The organism is Xanthomonas sp. 1678, assembly GCF_031455575.1.
Lineage (GTDB): Bacteria > Pseudomonadota > Gammaproteobacteria > Xanthomonadales > Xanthomonadaceae > Xanthomonas_A.
In genome coordinates this window covers 512,263-535,184 of sequence record NZ_JAVDSZ010000002.1, presented here as the reverse complement: position 1 = coordinate 535,184, position 22,922 = coordinate 512,263, and the positions used below count along the sequence as shown (strand labels likewise).

Sequence of the window (22,922 nt, the reverse complement as noted above, 5' to 3'; positions counted from 1 at the left end):
CCCGCGGCGCCGGCTCAGTAGCCGGCGGCCTGGCCGTCCTTGCGGCTTTCCGAAGCGCCGTAGTACACGCCGCTGGCCGGATCGCGGGCGATCGCCTGGTAGCCGCCGTACGGGCCGTCGGCGAAGATCACGCGGTGGCCCTTGCGCATCAGCGCGCGGACCGTGTCGTAGGAGAAGCCCGTCTCCAGGTTGAGCTCGCCGCCATCGCGCATCGCCGTGGCCTGCCCGGTCGGCTCGGTGGAGCCTTCGTGCTGGATGCGCGGCGCATCGCCGGCTTCCTGCAGGTTCATGTGGAAATCGACCAGGTTCATCACGATCTGCACGTGGCCCTGCGGCTGCATCGCCCCGCCCATCACCCCGAAGCTCAGCCACGGCTTGCCGCCCTTGGTCACGAACGCCGGGATGATGGTCTGGAACGGACGCTTGCCCGGCGCGTAGCCGTTGGGATGATCTTTCTTCAGCACGAACATCTCGCCGCGGTCCTGCAGGATGAAGCCCAGCCCCGGCGGCGCCATGCCGCTGCCCATGCCGCGGTAATTGGACTGGATCAGCGACACCATCATGCCGTCGGCATCGGCCACGGTCAGGTAGATGGTGTCGCCCTCTTCCAGCTGCTTGGGCGTGCCCGGCTGCACTTCCTTCAAGGCCTTGTCCATCGAGATCAGCGCGCGGCGCTGCGTGGCGTAGTCCTTGGAGAGCAGCCTGGTCAGCGGCGCCGGCTGGAACGCCGGATCGGCGTAGAAGCGCGCGCGGTCGGCGAAGGCCAGCTTCTTGGCCTCGGCGAACAGGTGCACGTGCTCGGCCGAGCCGAACGCGATCTTGGAGAAATCGTAGCCCTCCAGGATGTTGAGCATCTGCAGCGCGGCGATGCCCTGGCTGTTGGGCGGCAGCTCCCATACGTCGTAGCCGCGGTAATTGGTGCTGACCGGCTCGACCCACTCGCCGTGGTGGCTGGCCAGGTCCTCGTAGCTGAGGAAGCCGCCGTTGGCCTTGAAATAGGCGTCGATGGTGCGCGCGATCCTGCCCTTGTAGAACGCGTCGCGGCCGCCATCGGCGATCTGCTGCAGGGTGTCGGCCAGGTTCGGGTTCTTCCACAGCTCGCCCTTGCGCGGCGCATGGCCGTCGATGGTGAACTGCTCCTTGAAGCCAGGATACTGCGACAACCGCGGCACCGAGCGGTCCCAGTAATAGGCGATGGTCTCGGCGACCGGATGGCCTTCGCGCGCGTAGCGGATCGCCGGCGCCAGGTTCTGCGCCATCGGCCTGCGGCCGAAGCGTTCGTGCAGCGCGAACCAGCCGTCCACCGCGCCCGGCACCGATACCGGTAACGGCCCGGTCGGCGGGATGTCCTTCAAGCCGCGGCGCTGGAATTCGGCCAGGGTCAGCGACTTGGGCGAGCGGCCCGAGCCGTTGTAGCCGTAGAGCTTGTGCGTCTTCGGATCCCACACGATCGCGAACAGGTCGCCGCCGACGCCGTTGCCGGTCGGCTCCATCAGGCCGAGCGCGGCGTTGGCGGCGATCGCCGCGTCCACCGCCGAACCGCCCGCCTGCATCGTGTCCAGCGCGATCTGCGTGGCCAGCGGCTGCGAGGTGGCGGCCATCGCGTGCGGCGCGATCACTTCCGAACGCGTGGCGAACGGCTGGCCGGTGATGCGGTCGGCGGCGTGCAACGACGGCGGCACGGCGAGCGCGGCGCACAGCAGCGCCAGGCGGATCGTCGGAATGGACATGCGCAACTCCCCTCGATGGATACCGCGCCACCCTACCCGACGCGGCCGCGCCTTGCAGCGGCGACACATCGGTGGCGGCGATGCCGGGCACGATGCGACGCCGGATCGGCATCCCGACCGCACCGGCTGCCGGGCGCGCTTACGCAGCGCTTACGCGCGGCTTACGTAGCGGTTACGGCGCGGGCCTATCCCTGCATCGCGCATGCCTGCCGCATGCGTACCCGCGCCATCCGGCGTGGGTCCGCCAGGCGGATCACCCAGCCATGCTGCTGCACCCCTTTCGAGGTATCGCGCTCGGCGCCGCGATGCTGCTGCCCGCCACGGTGGCGCCCGCCGGTGCGGGGCACGCCCCGCTGGCGCGCCCGACCGCTGCCGCGGCACGGCCGCTCGGCGGCATCAGCGGCCTGCCGCTGTGCAGCGCCGATGTGCGCGACCTGCTGCTGGCACCGGTCACGCGCGCGGCACATACCGTCCCAGCGACCGAGGCCGTGCCGGCCAGCTGCCGCGGCGCGGCCAGCGCCCCACGCTGCGTGCGCCCGCATGGCACCGATCGCGACGGCCCGGCTGCCAGCGGCGCCGCATGAGCGCGCGCGCCGGCGCAGCGGCCACGTGCCGACCTTGCCGGCCATCCGGCCGCGCGATGCGCTGCGCGCCGTCCATTGGCACCGAGGCGTTGCACGCCCCGCACGCGAGCGCTTGCGACCAGCGACGTATCGAATGGTCAGGGATGGCCAGGGACGCCCATACGCCGTCGGGCGCAACCGCTCTGTCGGTAGCGGCGGCCGTGACTGAAGCTTCTCCCACAGGCGGGACGCCAGCGCGTCGCCTGCGATCCGCCTGGAGACGCAACGGCGTTGCCTGCCGTTGCGCGCAAGCGGTCAGCCTGGCGGCACGACGCCCGCGCGCAGCGCCGCGGCCAGATGCGCGGTATCGGTCGCCGGTGCCACGTCCAGTTCGCGCCGCAGCCGGCGCTGCAACTGCTCGAATTCCAGCCATGCCAGCTCGGGCGCGCCGGCGCTGGCCAGCGTGCGCATCAGCCCGCGCGCGTAGCGTTCGTTGCACAGGTCCAGCGCCGCCAGACGCCGCGCCAGGCCGATGGCCGGGCGCAGCTGCCCGGCCGCCAATAGCGCGTCGCGGCGTCGTTCCAGCCAGCATGCCGAATACGCCGCGCACTGCGCGCGCGCCGCCTGCAGCCAGGTCTGGAACTCGCTGCAGTCGTCCAGCTCGATGCCCTCCAGCAGCGCGCCGCCGGCATCGCCGGCGCTGCCCGCTTCCAGCGCATCGGTGTCGCAGTTGGCGCGGTGGTCCAGCGCCAGCGTGGCGCGCGTGCAGCGCAGCCACGCTTCGCGGTCGATCGTGCGCAGCGCCCGGCGCAGGTCGCCGACCACCTGGCGCAGGTTGGTCAGCGCCGCAGGCTCGGGCAGCGTCGGCCACAACAGGCAGGCCAGCGCCGCGCGCCGATGCGCGCGCCGCTGCAACGCCAGGTAGGCCAGCAGCGCCCAGCTCTTGCGATAGCGCAGGTCCGCCGCCTGCGCGCCGCCGCCCAGCGCCGGCTCGCCGAGCAGGCGGATCGCCGGGACGTCGGCGGCATCGTCCACGGTCGACGCGTCGCCCGGCATCCACAGCACGCCGGGCGCGCTGTCGGTGCCGTGGTCCGTCCGGTGTGGCCGATCCATGCCGCCCCTTTTGCCGCGTGACGCGCCGTCGCATGCGCTGCCCACCGGCACGAACCGTGACCGGCATCCCGCCCCGCGCCGCAGTACGGCCCCGGGGTTCGGCAGCGACTATGCCCAGGCGGCAGGGGCGCCGCTTGATCGCTCTTGCGGTGCAGCGGTCAGCCCTGCAGCGGCAGCACCACGTCCAGGTCGTGGCGGCCATCGCGCGGGCGCCATGGCGGCTGGCGGAAGAACTGGTAGCCGCCGTTGGCGTCGGCGGCGAAGGTCTCGCCGGCGCCGTGCAGCCAGGCGAAGCTCAGCGCGCGGTAGCTGTGGAACAGGTCGGCGTAGGCGCCCTGGTGGCGCAGCGACACGTAGCGTCCGGGTTCGAAGTCGATCGCGGTCAGCGCGCTGCCGCCCGCGTCGATGCCGGTGTCCACGATCGCGCAGTCGTAACGCAGCATCGGTGCCGGGGTGATCTCGGGCGTGTCCTTGATCACGCCGACCGCCTGGCACGCGTCCGGGTCGACGCCGATCCCGCGCAGCACCTCGGCGAAGCGCCGCCAATAGTCCTCCACCTCGGTCCACGGGCCGAAGAAGCGCAGCGCCAGCAGGCGCTGGCCGCCGTGCCGGGCCACGCGCGCCTGTGCGGCGCGTTCGGCGTCGCCCGGCGCCGGGCCGACCGACACCTGCCGCGCGAATGCGCGGTACTGGCTGGGCACCAGTCCGAACTGGCGCTGGAACGCGCGGATGAAGGCCTCGTGGCTGGCATAGCCGCAGGTCAGCGCGATGTCCAGCACGGGGGTGTTGCTCATCGCCAGGTTCATCGCCGCGCGGTCCAGGCGCACCCGGCGCAGGTAGGCGCTCGGGGTCTCGCCCATGGCTTCGAGGAACGTGCGCTGGAAATGGAACGGGCTCAGCCCGACATGGCCGGCGATGGCGTCCAGCGACAGCGGCCCGGCCGGGTTGCGCTCCATCAGCCGCAACGCGGCGGCGATGCGCGCGTCGTCCAGCAGCGTCGGCAACGGCGCCTTGCGCTGCAGGTGCGGCGCCGCAGCCGGCGGCGGATCGCCGAGCAGGCTCCACTCATAGGCGATGCGTTCGGCGCTGGCGGCCTCGTCGGGCGCGGCGGGCGGTTGTTCGTCGGTACGATCCATCGGCAGGCTCCGGCAGGGGCGCATATTGTCGTCGCTGCGCGGTACGCCCGCACCTGCCGGCGACGGGCCATCGCGATGCAATGCCGCCGCGCGCTTGCCGCGCCTGGAACGGCGATCCCTCACCTTGCGCGCAACCGGTCACAGGAAGCGGCACCGATGGAATCTGCGCAGGCATCGCATGTACTGGCGCTTCAACCGACGGTGCGACGGGAGGTCGCCGATCACCTGCGTCGCGGCTCATGGCCGACCCCGGCCAAGGCTGCTTTAGCGCGATGGCGGGAACTCGATCGGCCAATAGTGGAAAGGCGTGGTTGCGCGCATCGAGGCAGCGTTCTTGCAGCGCTCACCATTGGAAAGCGCAGCGAAACCGCCTAGCGCGACGCCAACGCCTGGCCGGCGAGCAGGCGACGCAGCGCGTCGGCCTCCGGCGCCAGCTGCGCGGTCAGCACCGGCTGCGCCTGCCCCAGTTGCGCCTGCGCCTCGCCATGGCGTCCGGCGGCGATCAGGGACTCGGCCAGCGCGACCCGCGACATTGCCGTCGGCACCGCGTCCGCGCCCAGTTCGGCTTGGTTGGCCTGCACCAGCCGCTGCCAGCCGCGCACCGCCTGCGCCACGTCGCCGGCGCGCTGCGCCAGCTCCGCGGCCAGCGCGTCGCGGCGTCGCTGCAGCTGCGGCGACGGCCATCCCGACGCCGGCTGCAGCGCGTCCAGTTCGCGCTGCGCGCGCGCCAGTTCGCCACGGCGCATCGACCATTCAATCCGGGTCATGCTCTGGATCAGCCGCCGTGGATGATCGGCCGGGTACAGCCGCGCCATGCCGTCGGCCGCGCGCGTCAGCAGCGGCTCGGCTTCCGCCAGGCGGTCCTGGCGCATCAGCATGCGGCCGAGGTTGCCTTCGGCGTTGAGCGTCATCGGGTTGTCCGCGCCCAGGCGCTGGCGCCGGATCTGCCACGACTGCCGGTACAGGGCTTCGGCCGTGGCCAGCGCGCCGCGCGATTCTTCCAGCGTGGCCAGGTTGTTGAGGTAACGCGCGTGATCGACGCTGCCCTCCAGCCCCAGCCCGGGCAACAGCGCCAGCGCGCGCGCGTAGTGGCTGCGCGCGGCGGCGTAGTCGCCGGCATCCTGCTGCACCGAGGCCAGTTCGTTCTCCGCGCTGGCGACCTGCTCGCTGCGCTCGCCGTACAGCGCGCGCGCCAGCTCCAGGTTCTGCGCCAGCTGCGCCGCGGCCGCGCCGAGCGCGCCCTGTTCGGCCAGCGACTGCGCCAGCGCTTCGGCGCTGTTGAGATAGTCGACGCTGCGCGTGCCGTACTCGCGCTGCTTCATCGCCAGGGCCTGGCGAAACCACTGCTCGGCCTGCGCATACTGGCCCTGCGCCTTGAATACCAGGCCGAGGTTGTGCAGCACGGTCGCCACGCCGCCATCGACCTTGACCCCGGGCTGCCGGCGCAGCGCCAGCGAGCGCTGCAGCATGGCCTGCGCCTCGGCGTAGCGCGCGGCGCGATGCAGCCCCAACCCCAGCGCATTGGTCGCCTTGGCCAGCGCATCGAGGTCGCCGCTGCGCGTGGCCAGCGCCAACGCCTGCCGGCCTGCCGCCTGCGCGTCGTCGCCGCGTTCGTCGTTGGCCAGCAGCGTCGCCAGGTCGCTCCAGGCCGCCGCCGCCAGCGCGGGTTCGTCGACCTGCGCGCTCTGCAGTTCGGTCGCCGCCCGGCGCAGCATCGCCTCGGCGCGTTCTCCCTGGCCAAGATTCATGTAGGCCAGGCCCAGCGTCGCGCGCAGCCGCGCGCGCACCGCCGGCGACTGCGCCAGCCCCTGGTCCAGCTGCATCGCGCAGCTGTCCAGCACCTGCCGCGCGCTGATGCTCTCGGTGCCGCGGGCGCCGCGCTTGCGCGGATCGGCGGCATCGAACGCGGCGGTGAGGAATTGGCTCACCTGCTGCGCGATCGCCGCTTCGCGCTGCGCCTGCGCGCGCGTATCGAGCAGCCGCCACATGAAGCCGCCGCTGAGCAGCAGCATCGCCGCGACCGCCGCGCTCTCCTTCCAGCGCCGGCGCAACAGCTGCGACAGCGCATAGCGGCGTCCGCCGCGGCGCGCATGCACCGGATAGCGGCCGAGATAGCGCTGCAGATCGGCGGCGAGGTCGGCGACGTTGGCATAGCGCTGCGCCGGATCCGCCGCGCAGGCCTTGGCCGCGATCGCGTCGAGATCGCCGCGCAGTTTCCGGCGCAGCGCCGGCAGCTGCGCCAGCGCGCTGGGGCGCGGACAGGCGCCGGCCCCGGTCTGCGCCGGCAGGCGTTGCTCGGCCAATACTTCCACCAGCATCACGCCCAGGCTGTAGACGTCGCTGGCCACGCCCACCGGCTGCCCGGCCAGCAGCTCCGGGCTGGCGTAGGGCGGCGTGCAGAAGCGCCCGCGCTCGGCGCCGTCGGCCGCGTCCTGCAGCCGGGCGATGCCGAAGTCCAGCAGCACCGGCTCGCCGTCGGCGCGGACCAGCACGTTGCCCGGCTTCAGGTCGCAGTGCAGCACCAGGCGCTGGTGCGCCGCCTGCACCGCGCGGCAGATGCGCAGGAACAGCTGCAGCCGCGCCGGCAGGTCCGGCGCCTGCGCCTGCAGGTAGCGGTCCAGGGCGACGCCGTCGACGTACTCCATCACCAGGTACGGCTGCCCGCCCGGGGTGGCGCCGCCGTCGTACAGGCGCGCGATGTTGGGATGCTGCAGGCTCGCCAGGATCTGCCGTTCGGCGGCCAGCCGCTGCGCGGTCAGCGCGTCGGGCAGGCCGCGCAGCAGTTTCACCGCCACCTGCCGCTGGTACTGCTCGTCCGCGCGCTCGGCGACGAACACGCTGCCCATGCCGCCGCTGGCCAGGAAGCGGGTCAGCCGCCACGGGCCGAGCCGGTCGCCCACCCCCAGTTCCGGCGCGGCCAGGCGCCCGGCCAGCGCCCGCAACGGCTCGGCCAGCTGCTGCAGCTGCACGGTCTGCGCGGCGAGCAGGGCCAGCACCTCCTGCACCAGCGCCGGATCGTGGCTGAGCCGCTCCAGGGTCGGCTGCCACTGCGGCGGCGGCAGGTCGCAGACCGCTTCGAACAAGTGCCGGACCTGTTGCCAGCGTTCGCTCATGGACGGCCCGGTTCGGCGCTGAGTTCGCGCTTGAGCCAGGCGCGGGCGATGCGCAGGTCGCGCTCGACGGTCGGCACCGACACCTCCAGCAGGCAGGCGATCTCGTCGTGGGTCATGCCGCCGAAATAGGCCAGTTCCACCGCATGCGCCGCGCGCGGGTCGAACCCGGCGAAGCGCTGCAGCGACTGGTGCAGGGCCAGCACCTGGTATTCCTCGCTGGCCGCGGCGCCGTCGCGGTCGGCATGCGACAGGGTCATCATCATCGCCCCGCCGCCGCGCTTGGCGGCCAGGTTGGCGCGCGCGTAGTCGACCAGCACCGCGCGCATCTTCAGCGAGGCCAGGGCGAAGAAATGCACCCGGTCGCGGTATTCCACGTCGGCGTCGAGCATGCGCAGCAAGGCCTCGTGGACCAGCGCGGTCGGCTGCAGCAAGGCGTCGTCGTGGCGCGCCGCCATGCGCGCGGCAGCCATGTCGCGCAGCGCGGCATAGACCAGCTCCAGCAACTGCGCCTCGGCCTGGGCGTCGCCGCCCCGCCAGCGCTGCAGCAGGCGGGTGACCTGCTCGCTCTCGGCCACCGCCGACGCGGAGGCGTTGCGCGCAGAGACAGCCACGGGAAAAGGTTCGGAATGCATGCGCCGGGATCCGTCGAACAGGAAAGGGCGGCCGGCCAACGACCGCCGCATGGCAGGAGCGGCGCCAGATTACCGCAGGATCGCGACCGCCTGTTGACGCCGGATGGCATGCCCCAGGGGGGGCGTGACTGGAGCCGATATTCCGCGCAATCGGCCGCGCTTGCGCCGTGCCGGAGCACCGTTTCAGGCGTAACGATGCTGTCCTGGTGCGGCTTTCGGCACATTCGCCAGCGCGCATCGGCGGCAGGGTTGACAGTGCCGCAAAGCCCATGTTTATCTCGCTGCATGTTGCATCGCCACACCAGCCCGAAGCCGACCCGCCTGCCCGCCGCGCTGCGCGCGGACGCCGCCGCGTCGCTCCTCGTACTCGTGCTTATTACCTCGCCCACAAGTGCGGGACGAACCGGCGTGTAAGCGACAAGCAGCCTGGATTCGATCAGACCCCGCACCGGCAACGGCGCGGGGTTTTTCATTTTAGTAACCGCGAAACGCAAACCCCTCCCTACCCACACCGTCCCGAGGAAATCCGCCCCATGACCAGTTCCGCCCAGCCCACCACCAAGATCGCCATCGTCGGCTACGGCAGCCAGGGCCGCGCGCACGCGCTGAACCTGCGCGAGTCCGGCTTCGACGTCACTGTCGGCCTGCGCGCGGGCGGCCCGACCGAAGCCAAGGCGCAGGCCGACGGCTTCGTGGTGAAGAGCCCCGCCGAGGCGGTCAAGGACGCCGACCTAGTCGCGGTGCTGACCCCGGACATGGTGCAGAAGAAGCTGTACGACGAGGTGCTGGCGCCGAACATGAAGCAGGGCGCGTGCCTGCTGTTCGCGCACGGCCTGAACGTGCATTTCGACATGATCAAGCCGCGCGCCGACCTGGACGTGGTGCTGGTCGCGCCGAAGGGCCCGGGCGCGCTGGTGCGCCGCGAGTACGAGATCGGCCGCGGCGTGCCGTGCATCTGGGCGGTGTACCAGGACAAGAGCGGCAAGGCCGAGCAGTTCGCGCTCGAGTACGCCGCCGGCCTGGGCGGCGCGCGCGCCAACCTGATCAAGACCACCTTCAAGGAAGAGACCGAGACCGACCTGTTCGGCGAGCAGGCGGTGCTGTGCGGCGGCGCCTCGTCGCTGGTCCAGGCCGGCTTCGAAGTGCTGGTGGAAGCCGGCTACCAGCCGGAAATCGCCTACTACGAAGTGCTGCACGAACTGAAGCTGATCGTGGACCTGTTCTACGAAGGCGGCATCACCCGCATGCTCGAGTTCGTCTCCGAGACCGCGCAGTACGGCGACTACGTCAGCGGTCCGCGGGTCATCGACGCGGCCACCAAGGAGCGCATGCGCGACGTGCTGACCGACATCCAGAACGGCACCTTCACCAAGAACTGGGTCGCCGAATACGAAGCCGGGCTGCCGAACTACACCAAGTTCAAGCAGGCCGACCTGGAGCACCCGATCGAAGTGGTCGGCAAGCAGCTGCGCGCCAAGATGGTCTGGTTGAACGGCCAGGCGGCTGCCGCCAAGCCGGCCACCGGCCAGCAAGCCGCGTAACCCGCGGCTCCCCCACCCGCTTCCACCGAAAGGTCGCCACCGTATGAACTCCTCCGCTCACGGCACGCCCCGCAACGGCGCGCGCTGGCTGACGCAGGCCCTGGAAGCCGAAGGCGTGGACACGCTGTTCGGCTATCCGGGCGGCACCATCATGCCGTTCTACGACGCGCTGGTAGACAGCCAGCTCAAGCACATCCTGGTCCGCCACGAGCAGGGCGCGGCGCTGGCCGCCAACGGCTACGCCCGCGCCAGCGGCCGGGTCGGGGTCTGCGTCGCCACCTCCGGCCCGGGCGCCTCCAACCTGGTCACCGGCATCGCCGACGCGATGCTGGACTCGGTGCCGATGATCTGCCTGACCGGCCAGGTCGCCACGCCGCTGCTGGGCACCGACGCGTTCCAGGAACTGGACGTGTTCGGGCTGACCCTGCCGATCGTCAAGCACAGCTTCCTGGTGCGCCGCGTGGACGACCTGCCGCAGGTGGTGCGCGACGCGTTCCGCATCGCCCGCGAAGGGCGTCCGGGGCCGGTGCTGATCGACCTGCCCAAGGACGTGCAACTGGGCGACGCCTCGCACCTGCCCGACCACGTGCCGGCCGCGGTGCCGGTGCCGCCGTCGCCGCACGCCGAGGCCCTGGCCGAAGCCCTGGCGGCGATCGCCGGCGCCGAGAAGCCGGTCATCTACGGCGGCGGCGGCATCGCCCTGGCCGACGCGGTGGACGCGTTCCGCCAGTTCGTCGACAGCACCCGTATCCCCACCGTGCTGACCCTGCGCGGGCTGGGCGCGTTGCCGCACGGGCATCCGCACTACCTGGGCATGCTCGGCATGCACGGCACCCGCGCCGCCAACATGGCGGTGCAGGAATCGGACCTGCTGATCGTGGTCGGCGCGCGTTTCGACGACCGCGCCACCGGCAAGCTGGCCGAGTTCGCCCCGTTCGCGCGGGTCATCCACCTGGACGCCGACGCCTGCGAGATCTCCAAGCTGCGCCATGCCGACATCGCCGTGCCCGGCGACGTGGCCGAAGCGCTGCGCACCCTGTGCACGGCCACCAGCACCTGCGAGGCCTGGCACGCGCGCTGCATCGGCCATCGCGAGAAGTTCGGCGCCCGCTACGACGCGCCGGGCGAGGACATCTACGCGCCCGGCCTGCTGAAGCGGCTGAGCGAGCTGGCCCCGGCCGACACCATCATCGCCTGCGACGTCGGCCAGCATCAGATGTGGGTCGCGCAGCACTGCCGCTTCAACCATCCGCGCAACCACCTGACCAGCGGCGCGCTGGGCACGATGGGCTTCGGCCTGCCGGCGGCGATGGGCGCGCAGTTCGCCTGCCCGGACCGCACCGTGGTGCTGGTCAGCGGCGACGGCAGCTTCATGATGAACGTGCAGGAACTGGTCACCATCGCGCGCTGCAAGCTGCCGGTGAAGATCGTGCTGCTGGACAACAGTTCGCTGGGCATGGTGCGGCAGTGGCAGGAACTGTTCTTCGCCGAGCGCTACAGCGAGATCGACCTGTCCGACAACCCGGATTTCGCCGCGCTGGCGCAGGTGTTCGGCATCCCGGCCAAGCGCATCACCGCGCGCGGCCAGGTCGAGGACGGGCTGGCCGAACTGCTGGCGCAGCCGGGCCCGGCGCTGCTGCACGTGGCCATCGACGCGCGCGCCAACGTGTGGCCGCTGGTGCCGCCGAACACCGCCAACAGCACCATGCTGGAAAGCAATCCCGCGACCCAGCGCCAGGAGACCCCCCATGCGATACCAGCTTGACCTGGTGCTGAAGCCGGCCGAAGGCGCGCTGCTGCGCGCGATCGGCATGGCCGAGCGGCGCGGCTTCGCGCCGCTGTCGATCACCGGCGCGCCGGTGGCCGACGACGCCGGCCGCTGGCACCTGCAGATGGTGGTCGACGGCAACCGCCCGGGCGAGAGCCTGCGCCTGCAGATGGAGAAGGTGTACGACTGCGAGTCGGTGCGGGTGACTGCGTTGGATGGGGCGCCGTGAGGCGCACGGGACCAGGGACCGGGCACCGGGGACCCGGCGGCGCCTCGTGCGTCGCGCGCCGTCCGCAAGCTTCCGCTCGCCCGCGGAGGGGCCTTCTTCCATGGAGGTCGCTTCTTCGCGCCAACCCGCTTTTCCGGGTCCCCGGTCCCCGGTCCCCGGTCCCGCGGCCGCCCCATGCCTGACCCCGGCCGCCCCGCCCCGCAGGAACCGGACGTAGGCGACGTAGCGGTCAGCGTCGCCGACGTGCTGGCCGCGCAGGCGCGGCTGCGCCGTTACCTGCCGCCGACGCCGGTGCACTACGCCGAGCGCTTCGGCGTGTGGCTGAAGCTGGAGAACCTGCAGCGCACCGGATCCTACAAGGTGCGCGGCGCGCTGAACGCGCTGCTGGCCGGGCTGGAGCGCGGCGATGAGCGCACGATCATCTGCGCCTCGGCCGGCAACCATGCGCAGGGCGTGGCCTGGGCCGCGCACCGGCTGGGCGTGCAGGCGATCACGGTGATGCCGCACGGCGCGCCGCAGACCAAGATCGCCGGCGTCGCGCACTGGGGCGCCACCGTGCGCCAGCACGGCAACAGCTACGACGAGGCCTTCGCCTTCGCCCGCGAACTGGCCGAGCAGAACGGCTACCGCTTCCTGTCCGCGTTCGACGACCCGGACGTGATCGCCGGCCAGGGCACGGTCGGCATTGAGCTGGCCGCGCATGCGCCGGACGTGGTGATCGTGCCGATCGGCGGCGGCGGCCTGGCCGCCGGCGTGGCCCTGGCGCTGCGCTCGCAGGGCGTGCGCATCGTCGGTGCGCAGGTCGAAGGCGTGGATTCGATGGCGCGGGCGATCCGCGGCGATATCCGCGCCGTGGACCCGGTGCCCACCCTGGCCGACGGCGTCAAGGTTAAAATCCCCGGGTTCATCACCCGCCGGCTGTGCGCCAGCCTGCTCGACGACGTGGTGATCGTGCGCGAGGCGGAACTGCGCGAGACGCTGGTGCGCCTGGCGCTGGAGGAGCACGTCATCGCCGAGGGCGCCGGCGCGCTGGCGCTGGCCGCCGGCCGCCGCGTCTCCGGCAAGCGCAAGTGCGCGGTGGTGTCCGGCGGCAACATCGACGCCGGCGTGCTGGCGACGCTGCTGTCGGAGGTGCGCCCGCGCACGCCGCGCAAGCCGCGCCGCCGCAACACCGAGCGACTTCGCAGCCAGCTCGCCGCCGCTCCGCCCGCTCCACGCCGTCCCACGCCCACGCCACCCCATCCGCCAGCCACCGCCGCCGTAGAGGAAACCATCTGGTGAACACTTCGTCTTCTTCCCAGACCCCCCGCATCCGCATCTTCGACACCACCCTGCGCGACGGCGAGCAATCCCCCGGCTGCAGCATGACCCCGCCGCAGAAGCTGGTCATGGCGCGCGCCCTGGCCGAGCTGGGCGTGGACATCATCGAGACCGGCTTCCCGGCCAGTTCGCAGTCCGACCGCGAGGCGATGGCGCTGATCGGCCGCGAACTGCGCGAGCCGACCCTGGCGGTGCTGTCGCGCTGCCTGGCCACCGACATCGAGATCTCGGCGCGCGCGCTGGAGGCGGCGGCCAAGCCGCGCCTGCACGTGTTCCTGTCGACCAGCCCGCTGCACCGTGAGCACAAGCTGCGGATGAGCCGCGAGCAGGTGCTGGAATCGGTACGCAAGCACGTCTCGCTGGCGCGCCAGTACGTGGACGACGTGGAATTCTCGGCCGAGGACGCCACCCGCACCGAGGAGGATTTCCTGGCCGAGGTCGCCGCGGTGGCGATCGCCGCCGGCGCCACCACCATCAACCTGCCCGACACGGTCGGCTTCACCACGCCCGAAGAGATCCGCGGCATGTTCGCGCGGCTGATCGCCAGCGTGCCCGGCGCCGAGCGGGTGGTGTTCAGCACCCATTGCCACAACGACCTGGGCCTGGCCGTGGCCAACTCGCTGGCCGCGGTGGAAGGCGGCGCGCGGCAGGTGGAATGCACCATCAACGGCATCGGCGAGCGCGCCGGCAACTGCGCGCTGGAAGAGATCGCGATGGCGCTGAAGGTGCGCAACGCGTTCTACGAGATCGACACCGCGATCAACACCCAGCGCATCGTCGCCAGCTCGCAGCTGCTGCAGCGGCTGGTCGGCATGCCGGTGCAGCGCAACAAGGCGATCGTCGGCGGCAATGCCTTCGCCCACGAGTCGGGCATCCACCAGCACGGCATGCTGCGCCACCGCGGCACCTACGAGATCATGCGTCCGGAAGACGTGGGCTGGGAGTCCTCGCAGATGGTGCTGGGCCGCCACAGCGGCCGCGCCGCGGTCGAGCAGCGCCTGCGCGCGCTGGGCTACGTGCTGGAAGAGGCCGAACTGAACCTGGCGTTCGAGGCGTTCAAGGCGCTGTGCGAGCAGCAGCGCGTGGTCAACGACGCCGACCTGCAGGCGATGATGCAGGATGCGCCGGAAAGCCAGGGCTACCGGCTCGCGTCGATGACCGTCAGCGACCGCGGCCAGCGCGCCAGCGCGCAGGTCGAGCTGTCCGATCCGGACGGCCAGCGGGTCACAGAGCGCGCCGAAGGCGACGGCCCGGTGGATGCGCTGTTCGCCGCGCTCGCCGCCGCCACCGGCGTGCAGCTGACCCTGGACAGCTACCAGGTGCACAGCGTCGGCATCGGCGCCGATGCGCGCGGCGAGGCCAACCTCAGCGTGCGCCACGGCGAAGTCGAGTACGACGGCACCGGCACCAGCCGCGACATCATCGAGGCCAGCGCGTTGGCCTGGCTGGACGTGGCCAACCGCGTGCTGCGCCAGCGCCAGGGCGCGCACGCCGGCGCCGCGACGGCGGCCGCCTGAGCGGCCACGACCCCGTCATCGTCGCCATGCACCCTGCTCCGTTCCCACCCTCGCCCAGCGTCCCTGCCAGGTAGTCCCGTAATGTCTTCGACCCCCCGTACCCTGTACGACAAGCTGTGGGACGCGCACGTCGTCGTCCCCGAAAGCAGCACCGCCCCGGCGGTGCTGTACATCGACCTGCACCTGATCCACGAGGTGACCTCGCCGCAGGCGTTCACCGAACTGAAGTCGCGCGGCCTCAAGCCACGCCGGCCCGACCGCACCAAGGCGACGATGGACCACTCCACGCCGACCCTGCCGCGCGGCGCCGACGGCAAGCTTCCGTACTACACCAAGGCCTCCGAGGCGCAGGTGGACATGCTCGCGCGCAATTGCGCCGACTACGGCATCGAACTGTTCGACATGGCCTCGGACAACCGCGGCATCGTGCACGTGATCGCGCCCGAGCAGGGCTTCACCCAGCCCGGCATGACCATCGTCTGCGGCGACAGCCACACCTCTACCCACGGCGCGTTCGGCGCGCTAGCGTTCGGCATCGGCACCAGCGAGGTCGGCCACGTGCTGGCCACGCAGTGCCTGCTGCAGCGCAAGGCCAAGACCATGGCGATCAGCGTCGACGGGCCGCTGGCGCCGGGCGTCGGCGCCAAGGACGTGATCCTGCACATCATCGGCGTGATCGGGGTCAACGGCGGTACCGGCCACGTGCTCGAGTACCGCGGCTCCACCATCGAAGCGATGGACATGGAGCAGCGCATGACCCTGTGCAACATGTCGATCGAGGCCGGCGCGCGCGCCGGCATGGTCGCACCTGACCAGATCACCTTCGACTGGATGGCCAAGACCCCGCGCGGACCGAAGGGCGCGGAGTTCGACGCCGCGGTGCAGCGCTGGTCGCAGCTGCGCAGCGATCCGGGCGCGCGCTTCGACGTGGAGGTGCGCATCGACGCGCGCGACATCCGCCCGACCCTGACCTGGGGCACCCACCCGGGCACCGCGATCGCGGTGGACGTACCGATCCCGGCGGCGCAGGACGCGGCCGCGCAGAAGGGCCTGGACTACATGCATTTCGCATCCGGCCATGCGCTGATCGGCACCCCGGTGGACGTGGTGTTCGTCGGTTCCTGCACCAACGGCCGGCTCAGCGACATGCGCGAAGTGGCGCAGGTGCTGCGCGGCCGCCGCGTCGCGCCGCACGTGCGCATGCTGGTGGTGCCGGGCTCGGAGATCGTCAAGCGCCAGGCCGAGGCCGAGGGCATCCACGAGGTGGTGCGCGCCGCCGGCGCGGAGTGGCGCGAATCCGGCTGCTCGATGTGCATCGCGATGAACGGCGACCTGGTCGCGCCGGGGCAACTGGCGGTGAGCACCAGCAACCGCAATTTCGAAGGCCGCCAGGGCCCCGGCGCGCGCACCTTGCTGGCCTCGCCGATGACCGCGGCGTGGGCCGCGGTGAACGGCCAGGTCAGCGACCCGCGCACGCTGTTCGCGGAGGTCGCGTGATGGTGCCGCACATCGCCGCGCTCGCGGCCACGTTGACCTTCGTCGCCGCGACCACCCGCGCCTTCGCCCACCGCGGCAAGCCACTGCTGCCGCCGCACGTGCCGACCCCGGCGCTGCCGCCGGCGACGCAAGCCGAAGCGGCCGCCGCACCTGCCACCGTGTCCCAGGAGACCTGCTGATGGCCGGATTCGCCGCCCTCACCTCGGCCAGCGTGGTGCTGCGCCAGACCAACATCGACACCGACCAGATCATCCCGGCGCGGTTCCTGTCCACCACCGAGCGCGCCGGCCTCGGCCGCAACGCGTTCAACGACTGGCGCTGGCAGGCAGACGGCACGCCGAACCCGGAGTTCGCGTTCAACCAGCCGCACAACGCCGGCCGCCAGATCCTGCTGGCCGGGCGCAACTTCGGCTGCGGCTCCTCGCGCGAGCACGCGCCGTGGGCGCTGACCGACCTGGGCCTGCGCGCCATCGTCAGCAGCGAGATCGCCGACATCTTCCGCAACAACAGCCTCAAGAACGGGCTGCTGCCGATCGTGCTGGCCGAGGCCGACGTGCAGACGCTGATGCAGCGTCCGGACGACGCGCTGACCGTGGACGTGGCCGCGCGCGAACTGCGTACGCCCGATGGCCGCGTCTACGCCTTCCCGCTCGACGATTTCTCGCAGACCTGCCTGCTCGAAGGCGTCGACGAACTCGGCTACCTGCTGCTGCGCGAACCCTTCATCGAACAGTACGAGGCCGCCCATGCACGCTGACATCGTCGTCCTGCCCGGCGACGGCATCGGCCCGGAAGTCACCGCCGCGGCGGTGTCGGTGCTGCGCACCATCGCCCGCCGCTACCAGCACACGTTCGAGTTCCACGAACACGACATCGGCGGCATCGCCATCGACCGCCACGGCGAGCCGCTGCCGGCGGCGACGCTGGCCGCCTGCCAGCAGGCCGACGCGGTGCTGCTGGGCGCGGTCGGCGGGCCGAAATGGTCCGATCCCAATGCCAATATCCGCCCCGAGCAGGGCCTGCTGGCGATCCGCCGCGGCCTGGGGCTGTTCGCCAACCTGCGCCCGGTCAAGCCGCACCCGGCGGCGCTGGACGCCTCGCCGATCAAGTCGCACCTGCTCACCGGCGTGGACATCGTCGTGGTGCGCGAGCTGACCGGCGGCATCTACTTCGGCGACAAGACCCGCAGCGCCACCGACGCCAGCGACCTGTGCCGCTACAGCGTCGAGGAGATCGAGCGGGTGCTGCGCAGCGCGTTCCGGCTGGCGCAGCAGCGCCGCAACCACGTCACCTCGGTGGACAAGGCCAACGTGCTGGAGACCTCGCGGCTGTGGCGCGACGTGGCCGCGCGCATCGGCCGCGACGAGTTCCCGGACGTGCGCCTGGAGCACCAGCTGGTCGATTCGATGGCCATGCACCTGCTGGCCAAGCCGCGCGAGTACGACGTGATCGTCACCGAGAACATGTTCGGCGACATCCTCACCGACGAGGCCTCGATGCTGGCCGGCTCGCTGGGTCTGCTGCCGTCGGCGTCGCTGGGCGAAGGCCGGATCGGCCTGTACGAGCCGATCCACGGCTCGGCCCCGGACATCGCCGGCAAGGGCATCGCCAATCCCTACGCCACCATCCTCAGCGCCGCGCTGCTGCTGCGCCATTCGCTGGGCCTGAGCGCCGAAGCCGAGGCGATCGAACAGGCCGTGGACGCCGCGCTCGACGCGCAGGCCTTCACCGCCGACCTCGCCGCGCCGGGCCAGGGCATTTCCACCAATGCGGCGGCACGCGCGGTGGTGGAGCGGCTGCAGGCGGCTGGGATTCGGGAGTAGGGATTGGGGATTGGTAAGGCGTTCGGCCGCTGCGGATAGGCGGCGGCCGGTTCGTCGCGTGGAGCCGCTCCTGTAGGAGGGGCTTCAGCCCCGACAGGAACCAACGCCGCAGGCCCGCCGTGCCGTGTGTCGCGGCTGAAGCCGCTCCTACAAGGGCGCGCACCGCCGTCTCGCGCTTGCGCCCTACCCGATCACCCGATCGCGTCCCTCGCGCTTGGCCTGGTACAGGCGCTGGTCGGCCAGGGCCAGCAGTTCGCGGCGGGTCTGCAGCGTCGGGGCCAGGCAGGCGAAGCCGATGCTGGCGGTGCATTGCAGTGCGCGGCCGTCGCCATCGAGGACCACGATCGCGGCGACGCGGCGGCGCAGCTCGTCCAGCCGCGCCCGCGCCTGTTCGCGGTCCAGGCCCGGCAAGACCAGCAGGAATTCCTCGCCACCATGGCGCGCGGCGAACGCCTGCTCGCCGAGGCTGGCACGCAACGCCTCGCCGACCCGGCGCAGCACTTCGTCGCCGAGTTCGTGGCCGTGCGTGTCGTTGATCCGCTTGAAGTTGTCGATGTCCAGCAAGGCCACGCACAGCGGCGCCGGCTTGGCCAGCGCGCGCTCCAGCGCCGCGGTCAGGTGCGGGTCGGCGGTGCGCCGGTTCGGCAGGCCGGTCAGCGCGTCATGGCCGGCCTGGTGGGCGAGCTTGCGCACCAGTTCGTCGCGTTCGCGATCGGCCAGCTTCAGCGCCAGGTTCTTTGCGCGCAGCTCGTGGGTGCGCTCGGCGATGATGCGGTTGAGCCGGCGCTGGCGGCGCAGGTAGCGATGGCTGCGGCTGCGGTACCACCACATCAGCAGGCCGCTGCAGGCGATCGCCGCGATCACCACGAACGGACCGCGCTGCCAGAACGGCGGCACCAGCTCCAGTTGCAGCGAGGTGCGCCCGACCAGCGCGCTGCGCGACCAGTCCATCGCGCTGGTGGTGGCCTGTATCTCCAGGCGATAGCTGCCCGGCGGCAGGTTGGTGTAGACCGCGGTCTCGCTGCTGCCGGCGTCGATCCACTGTCGGTCGAAGCCATGCAGGCGATAGCGGTAGCGCACCTTGTCCGGCGAGCGGAAGCTCAGCCCCGCATAGTCGACGGCGAGCCGGCCGACGCTGCCGTGCAAGCGGTAGTCGTGGCGCAGCGGCTGCTCGCGGCCGTCGACCTGCAGTCGCTCGACCACCACCGCCGGCGCGCGCAGCGCATGCCGGCTGGGCAGCGCCGGGTCGATCAGCGCCAGGCCGGCCGAGGTCGGGATCAGCAAGGTGCCGTCGCGGGTCAGCCAGCCGGCCGGCGCACTGCTGCCGTTGCCCTGGCTGCCGGGCATGCCGTCGCTGCGGTCGACCGCGTCCACCGCCAGCTGCGTGCGGCGGCCGGCATCGAGTTGCGCGATGCTGTCGCGGGCGATGCGGAACACGCCCTGGTTGCTGGTCGCCCACAGATGGCCGTGGCCGTCGTCGATGATCCGGAACAGCTTGTCGCGCGGCAGTCCGACCCGATGGTCGTAGACCTGGAAGCGGTCGCCGCGCAGCCGCAGCAGGCCGCGGTCGCTGGCGATCCACAGCGAGCCGTCGGCATCGCCCAGGAAATCGAACGCGTTGTGCGCCGGGAACGCGGCGCCGCTCGGCCACGCCCGCAGCGCGCCGCTCGCCGACAGCGAGGCGATGCCGTCGCTGGTGCCGATCCACAGCACCCCCGCACGGTCGCGGTACAGCGCCTGCACCTGCGCCGCCGGCAGCCCGTCGGCCACGGTGTACACGCGGCTGCGGCCGCCGCGGCGATGGATCAGGCCGGCATTGCTGCCGATCCACAGGCCGCCGTCCGCATCCTGCAGCAGCGCGCGCACCATCGTGCGCGGCACGCCGGCCTCGGTCCCGAGGCGCTGCCGGACCGCGCCGTCGGCCGCCAGCAGCAGCACGCCCTGGTCGTAGGTGCCGACCCACATGCCGCCGTCGTTGGCCGGCGCCAGCGCCAGCACCGACGGGTCGCGACCGCCGGTGGCGATGCGCAGCGCGCCGACGCGGCCGCGCTGCCAGCGGTCGAGCCCGGCCGCATGGCCGATCCAGATCGCGCCGTCGGCGCTCTGCCGCACCACGCGCACGTAGTCGCCGGAGAGGCCGTCGCGCCGGGTCAGGCCGCCGGCATCGCCCGCGGCGACGCGAAACAGGCCGTCGGTGCTGCCGGCCCAGATCAGGCCTTCGCGGTCTTCGATCAGCGCCGGGCTGACCACGCCGGAGATCGACAGCATCTCCTCGCTGGCGCCGTTGCGCGAACGCCGCAGTAGCTGGCCGCTGGACAGGCTGGTCCACAGCTGGCCCTGGCGATCCTGCAGCGCGGCGTCGACCCGCTGGCCCTGGCGCAACCACTGCAGCGTGCCGTCGGCGTGCAGCCAGAACACGCCGGCATCGCCGGCGACCAGCAGCCCGCCGTCGCGGTCGTGGCCCAGGCGCCGCACCGGCGCCGCGCGCATCGCCGCCGTGCTGCCCCAGCGCTGCGCGCGCGTCTTGGCGGGGTCGAGGCGGAACAGGCCCTGCGCGGTGCCGACCAGCACGCCGCCATCGGCCTGCTGCAGCAGCGCCGCGACCCGCGTCTTCGGCAAACCGGCCGCAGCGCCGACGGCGCTCAGGCGGCCATCGGCCTCGATCCGGTACAACCCGTCCTCGCTGCCGACCCACAGCGCGCCGTCGCGGTCGCGCAGCATCGAGACCACCGACAGCCGCCGCGCACGCGCGTCGCCCAGGTGCTCCCAACTGCCCTCGGCATAGCGGAACACGCCGTCGTAGGCGGTGCCGATCAAGACCCCGCCCTCGCGCTCGGGCACGATCACGAACACCCCGGACATCTCCATGCCGGGCGTGTTCTGCCGATCGAAGACGGTGAAGCCGCGGCCATCGAAACGTGCCACGCCCTCCCAGGTGCCGATCCACAGCAAGCCGTCGCGGTCCTGCGCCAGCGCATGCACCAGGTTGTGCGGCAGGCCTTCCTCCATGGTCCAGCGCACCACCGTGGGCCGCTCGGTGATGGCATGTTCGGACAGGGCCAGCGCCGCCTGCTGGGCGCCCGCACCCGCCGCGCAGCAGGCGCACAGCAGCGCCAGCAGCAGGCAGACGCGCACGCGGCGGCGCAACGCATGCGCGCCGCCGACAGTCGAATGACGGTGTGCCCCCTGCTCCATTGCCTTCCGATCGCGCCGCGCCAGCGCGCAGCCATCCCCTACCATGCAAGGAATGCAATTTATCACTGCGCGTTCGCCGCCGATGTCAGGACGTTCCCTACGCCGCGGGTGCTGCGGCACGCTGCGTTCAGCATCGTCCAGGCGGCGTGTACACGGCTTTTTCGGGCCAAGGCGGCGCACGGGTCGCACCCCGACGGCCTGGCCAGCAGGCGCCATGAAGATCGCCGCAGCCAATAGTGCACTACACGGTATAGTATAAATATCGAACCGACTGGTCTAGTATTGCCGCCATGGTCAGTAAACCCTCCGTCGTCCCCTCCCCCAAATCCTCCACCCGTGCCGCCGGCCCGGGGCGGCCCAAGGACATGGGCAAGCGCGCGGCGATCCTGGAAGCGGCCAAGCAGTTGTTCACCGAACTGGGCTTCGGCGGGGTCAGCATGGACGGCATCGCCGCGCGGGCCGGCGTGTCCAAGCTCACCGTCTACAGCCACTACGGCGACAAGGAGACCCTGTTCGCCGAAGCGGTCCGCGCGCAGTGCCAGGCGCTGCTGCCCGACGACCTGTTCGGGCATGCGCGCAAAGGACCGCTGCGCGCGCAGCTGGTGGAAATCGGCCTGGCGTTCTTCGCGATGATCGGCAGCGACGCGGCCATGGCGACCCATCGCATGATGCTCGCGCCCGGCACCGGCGACGAACACGTGCGCGAGATGTTCTGGAATGCCGGTCCCAAACGGACCCAGCAAGACCTGGCGCAGCTGCTGCAGGCGCATGTCGCCGCCGGCGAGCTGGAGATCCCCGACCTGCCCCTGGCCGCCTCGCAGTTCTTCTGCCTGGTCAAGGGCGAACTGCACTCGCTGATGATGTGCGGCCTGTGCCGCGACCCCAGCCAGGCCCGGATCCAGGCCCATGTGCAGGCCAGCGTCGACTTCTTCCTGCGCGCCTATGCGCCGCGCTGAGTCCGCCCCGGCAGGCCGGCCCGGTGACTTCCGGCACTGCGCGCCATGGCCCGCCTGCGGCGATGCTGCAGCATACGCACGGCCTTTGGGCCGGCTAAAATGCGCGACCCACCGCGTTGGATGCCCCAGATGACGATCGACTACTCCCAAGCCCGCGAAAAGATGGTTGAACAGCAGGTGCGTCCCTGGGACGTGCTCGACCTGCGCGTGCTCGACGTGCTGGCGCGACTGCCGCGCGAGCTGTTCGTGCCGCAGGCGCATCGCGCGGTGGCCTATGCCGATCTGGAGATCCCGCTGGGCCACGGCCAATACATGATGAAGCCGGTGATCGAAGGGCGCATGCTGCAGGCGCTGGACCTGCAGCCGGGCGAGGACGTCCTGGAGATCGGCACCGGCAGCGGCTTCGTCAGCGCCTGCCTGGGCGAGCTCGGCCGCGACGTGGTCAGCCTGGAGATCGAACCGGCCCTGGCCGCCAGTGCGCGCGCCAACCTGGATGCCGCCGCGCTGGGCAGCAACGTGCGCATCGAAACCGCCGACGCGTTCGGCTGGCACAGCGAGCGCCGCTTCGACGTGGTCTGCGTCACCGCCGCCGTCACCGAAATCCCGGCGCAGTTCCTGGCCTGGCTGCGTCCCGGCGGCCGGCTGTTCGCGATCCGCGGCCGCGCCCCGGTCATGGACGCGGTGCTGGTCCACGCCGATGCCGGCGCGCCGCGCGTGGAATCGCTGTTCGAAACCGATTTGGCGTACTACCTGCGCGGTGCCGCGCCGGTCCCCCAGTTCACATTCTGA

18 protein-coding genes are annotated in these 22,922 nt (G+C 71.8%); 12 read left to right on the top strand and 6 right to left on the bottom strand.

The window, feature by feature from the left end; translation table 11 throughout:
• Positions 1-14 precede the first annotated feature (14 nt).
• Positions 15-1,730, bottom strand: a complete 1,716-nt coding sequence (gene ggt / locus J2Y70_RS05390; RefSeq protein ID WP_309914266.1) for a gamma-glutamyltransferase — start codon at positions 1,728-1,730, stop codon at positions 15-17.
• Positions 1,731-1,993: 263 nt separating this feature from the next.
• On the opposite strand from ggt, the gene J2Y70_RS05385 reads away from it, so the two are divergent.
• Positions 1,994-2,314, top strand: coding sequence for a hypothetical protein (locus J2Y70_RS05385; RefSeq protein ID WP_309914264.1), 321 nt, complete (start codon positions 1,994-1,996; stop codon positions 2,312-2,314).
• Between the two features lie 294 nt (positions 2,315-2,608).
• Here J2Y70_RS05385 and J2Y70_RS05380 read toward each other — a convergent pair whose 3' ends face one another.
• The 4 genes from J2Y70_RS05380 to J2Y70_RS05365 all read right to left on the bottom strand — a co-directional run bounded on the left by J2Y70_RS05380 (position 2,609) and on the right by J2Y70_RS05365 (position 8,287).
• Complete coding sequence (locus tag J2Y70_RS05380; protein WP_309914261.1) at positions 2,609-3,406, bottom strand: BTAD domain-containing putative transcriptional regulator; 798 nt, start codon at positions 3,404-3,406, stop codon at positions 2,609-2,611.
• Positions 3,407-3,564: 158 nt separating this feature from the next.
• The gene (locus J2Y70_RS05375; protein WP_309914257.1) at positions 3,565-4,542 is read right to left on the bottom strand and encodes an AraC family transcriptional regulator; all 978 of its coding nucleotides are present in this window, start codon (positions 4,540-4,542) and stop codon (positions 3,565-3,567) included.
• A gap of 371 nt (positions 4,543-4,913) precedes the next feature.
• Positions 4,914-7,655: a tetratricopeptide repeat protein gene (locus tag J2Y70_RS05370; protein ID WP_309914253.1), complete on the bottom strand. Its 2,742-nt coding sequence runs from the start codon at positions 7,653-7,655 to the stop codon at positions 4,914-4,916.
• Positions 7,652-8,287, bottom strand: coding sequence for an ECF-type sigma factor (locus J2Y70_RS05365; RefSeq protein ID WP_309914250.1), 636 nt, complete (start codon positions 8,285-8,287; stop codon positions 7,652-7,654). The genes J2Y70_RS05370 and J2Y70_RS05365 overlap by 4 nt, the downstream gene beginning before the upstream one ends.
• Positions 8,288-8,820: 533 nt before the next feature.
• Here J2Y70_RS05365 and ilvC point away from each other — a divergent pair.
• The 9 genes from ilvC to leuB all read left to right on the top strand — a co-directional run bounded on the left by ilvC (position 8,821) and on the right by leuB (position 17,982).
• A complete protein-coding gene (ilvC, locus tag J2Y70_RS05360) occupies positions 8,821-9,828 on the top strand; it encodes a ketol-acid reductoisomerase (RefSeq protein WP_309914247.1) in 1,008 nt (335 codons plus the stop codon).
• Positions 9,829-9,871: 43 nt separating this feature from the next.
• Positions 9,872-11,593 carry an acetolactate synthase 2 catalytic subunit gene (gene ilvG / locus J2Y70_RS05355; RefSeq protein WP_309914245.1) on the top strand — a complete coding sequence of 574 codons (1,722 nt, stop codon included), beginning with the start codon at positions 9,872-9,874 and terminating at the stop codon, positions 11,591-11,593.
• The gene (locus tag J2Y70_RS05350) at positions 11,577-11,825 is read left to right on the top strand and encodes an ACT domain-containing protein (protein WP_263395654.1); all 249 of its coding nucleotides are present in this window, start codon (positions 11,577-11,579) and stop codon (positions 11,823-11,825) included. Before ilvG ends, J2Y70_RS05350 begins: the two co-directional genes overlap by 17 nt.
• 174 nt (positions 11,826-11,999) lie before the next feature.
• A complete protein-coding gene (locus tag J2Y70_RS05345; RefSeq protein WP_309914238.1) occupies positions 12,000-13,106 on the top strand; it encodes a threonine dehydratase in 1,107 nt (368 codons plus the stop codon).
• Positions 13,103-14,662 carry a 2-isopropylmalate synthase gene (locus J2Y70_RS05340; protein WP_309914235.1) on the top strand — a complete coding sequence of 520 codons (1,560 nt, stop codon included), beginning with the start codon at positions 13,103-13,105 and terminating at the stop codon, positions 14,660-14,662. Before J2Y70_RS05345 ends, J2Y70_RS05340 begins: the two co-directional genes overlap by 4 nt.
• A gap of 81 nt (positions 14,663-14,743) precedes the next feature.
• Positions 14,744-16,159 (top strand): 3-isopropylmalate dehydratase large subunit, encoded by a 1,416-nt coding sequence (gene leuC / locus J2Y70_RS05335; protein WP_309914232.1) that lies wholly within the window; start codon positions 14,744-14,746, stop codon positions 16,157-16,159.
• Entirely contained in the window at positions 16,159-16,338 is a 180-nt protein-coding gene (locus J2Y70_RS05330; RefSeq protein ID WP_309914229.1) for a hypothetical protein, read from the top strand. The genes leuC and J2Y70_RS05330 overlap by 1 nt, the downstream gene beginning before the upstream one ends.
• The gene (gene leuD, locus J2Y70_RS05325; protein WP_309914226.1) at positions 16,338-16,916 is read left to right on the top strand and encodes a 3-isopropylmalate dehydratase small subunit; all 579 of its coding nucleotides are present in this window, start codon (positions 16,338-16,340) and stop codon (positions 16,914-16,916) included. Before J2Y70_RS05330 ends, leuD begins: the two co-directional genes overlap by 1 nt.
• Complete coding sequence (gene leuB, locus J2Y70_RS05320) at positions 16,906-17,982, top strand: 3-isopropylmalate dehydrogenase (RefSeq protein ID WP_309914223.1); 1,077 nt, start codon at positions 16,906-16,908, stop codon at positions 17,980-17,982. Before leuD ends, leuB begins: the two co-directional genes overlap by 11 nt.
• Before the next feature lie 183 nt (positions 17,983-18,165).
• Here the strand turns inward: leuB and J2Y70_RS05315 are convergent, their stop codons facing one another.
• Positions 18,166-21,177: a diguanylate cyclase gene (locus tag J2Y70_RS05315; protein WP_309914220.1), complete on the bottom strand. Its 3,012-nt coding sequence runs from the start codon at positions 21,175-21,177 to the stop codon at positions 18,166-18,168.
• Between the two features lie 290 nt (positions 21,178-21,467).
• Here J2Y70_RS05315 and J2Y70_RS05310 point away from each other — a divergent pair, with 290 nt between their 5' ends.
• Together J2Y70_RS05310 and J2Y70_RS05305 are read left to right on the top strand one after the other, a co-directional pair.
• Positions 21,468-22,133, top strand: coding sequence for a TetR/AcrR family transcriptional regulator (locus J2Y70_RS05310; protein WP_263395662.1), 666 nt, complete (start codon positions 21,468-21,470; stop codon positions 22,131-22,133).
• Positions 22,134-22,262: 129 nt separating this feature from the next.
• A complete protein-coding gene (locus J2Y70_RS05305) occupies positions 22,263-22,922 on the top strand; it encodes a protein-L-isoaspartate O-methyltransferase (protein WP_263395663.1) in 660 nt (219 codons plus the stop codon).

Excerpts from the sequence above, each read along its gene's own strand:
- ggt (WP_309914266.1), bottom strand. The coding sequence starts at position 1,730 with ATGTCCATTCCGACGATCCGCCTGGCGCTGCTGTGCGCCGCGCTCGCC.
- J2Y70_RS05385 (WP_309914264.1), top strand. The coding sequence starts at position 1,994 with ATGCTGCTGCACCCCTTTCGAGGTATCGCGCTCGGCGCCGCGATGCTG.
- J2Y70_RS05380 (WP_309914261.1), bottom strand. The coding sequence starts at position 3,406 with ATGGATCGGCCACACCGGACGGACCACGGCACCGACAGCGCGCCCGGC.
- J2Y70_RS05375 (WP_309914257.1), bottom strand. The coding sequence starts at position 4,542 with ATGGATCGTACCGACGAACAACCGCCCGCCGCGCCCGACGAGGCCGCC.
- J2Y70_RS05370 (WP_309914253.1), bottom strand. The coding sequence starts at position 7,655 with ATGAGCGAACGCTGGCAACAGGTCCGGCACTTGTTCGAAGCGGTCTGC.
- J2Y70_RS05365 (WP_309914250.1), bottom strand. The coding sequence starts at position 8,287 with ATGCATTCCGAACCTTTTCCCGTGGCTGTCTCTGCGCGCAACGCCTCC.
- ilvC (WP_309914247.1), top strand. The coding sequence starts at position 8,821 with ATGACCAGTTCCGCCCAGCCCACCACCAAGATCGCCATCGTCGGCTAC.
- ilvG (WP_309914245.1), top strand. The coding sequence starts at position 9,872 with ATGAACTCCTCCGCTCACGGCACGCCCCGCAACGGCGCGCGCTGGCTG.
- J2Y70_RS05350 (WP_263395654.1), top strand. The coding sequence starts at position 11,577 with ATGCGATACCAGCTTGACCTGGTGCTGAAGCCGGCCGAAGGCGCGCTG.
- J2Y70_RS05345 (WP_309914238.1), top strand. The coding sequence starts at position 12,000 with ATGCCTGACCCCGGCCGCCCCGCCCCGCAGGAACCGGACGTAGGCGAC.
- leuC (WP_309914232.1), top strand. The coding sequence starts at position 14,744 with ATGTCTTCGACCCCCCGTACCCTGTACGACAAGCTGTGGGACGCGCAC.
- J2Y70_RS05330 (WP_309914229.1), top strand. The coding sequence starts at position 16,159 with ATGGTGCCGCACATCGCCGCGCTCGCGGCCACGTTGACCTTCGTCGCC.
- leuD (WP_309914226.1), top strand. The coding sequence starts at position 16,338 with ATGGCCGGATTCGCCGCCCTCACCTCGGCCAGCGTGGTGCTGCGCCAG.
- leuB (WP_309914223.1), top strand. The coding sequence starts at position 16,906 with ATGCACGCTGACATCGTCGTCCTGCCCGGCGACGGCATCGGCCCGGAA.
- J2Y70_RS05315 (WP_309914220.1), bottom strand. The coding sequence starts at position 21,177 with ATGGAGCAGGGGGCACACCGTCATTCGACTGTCGGCGGCGCGCATGCG.
- J2Y70_RS05310 (WP_263395662.1), top strand. The coding sequence starts at position 21,468 with ATGGTCAGTAAACCCTCCGTCGTCCCCTCCCCCAAATCCTCCACCCGT.
- J2Y70_RS05305 (WP_263395663.1), top strand. The coding sequence starts at position 22,263 with ATGACGATCGACTACTCCCAAGCCCGCGAAAAGATGGTTGAACAGCAG.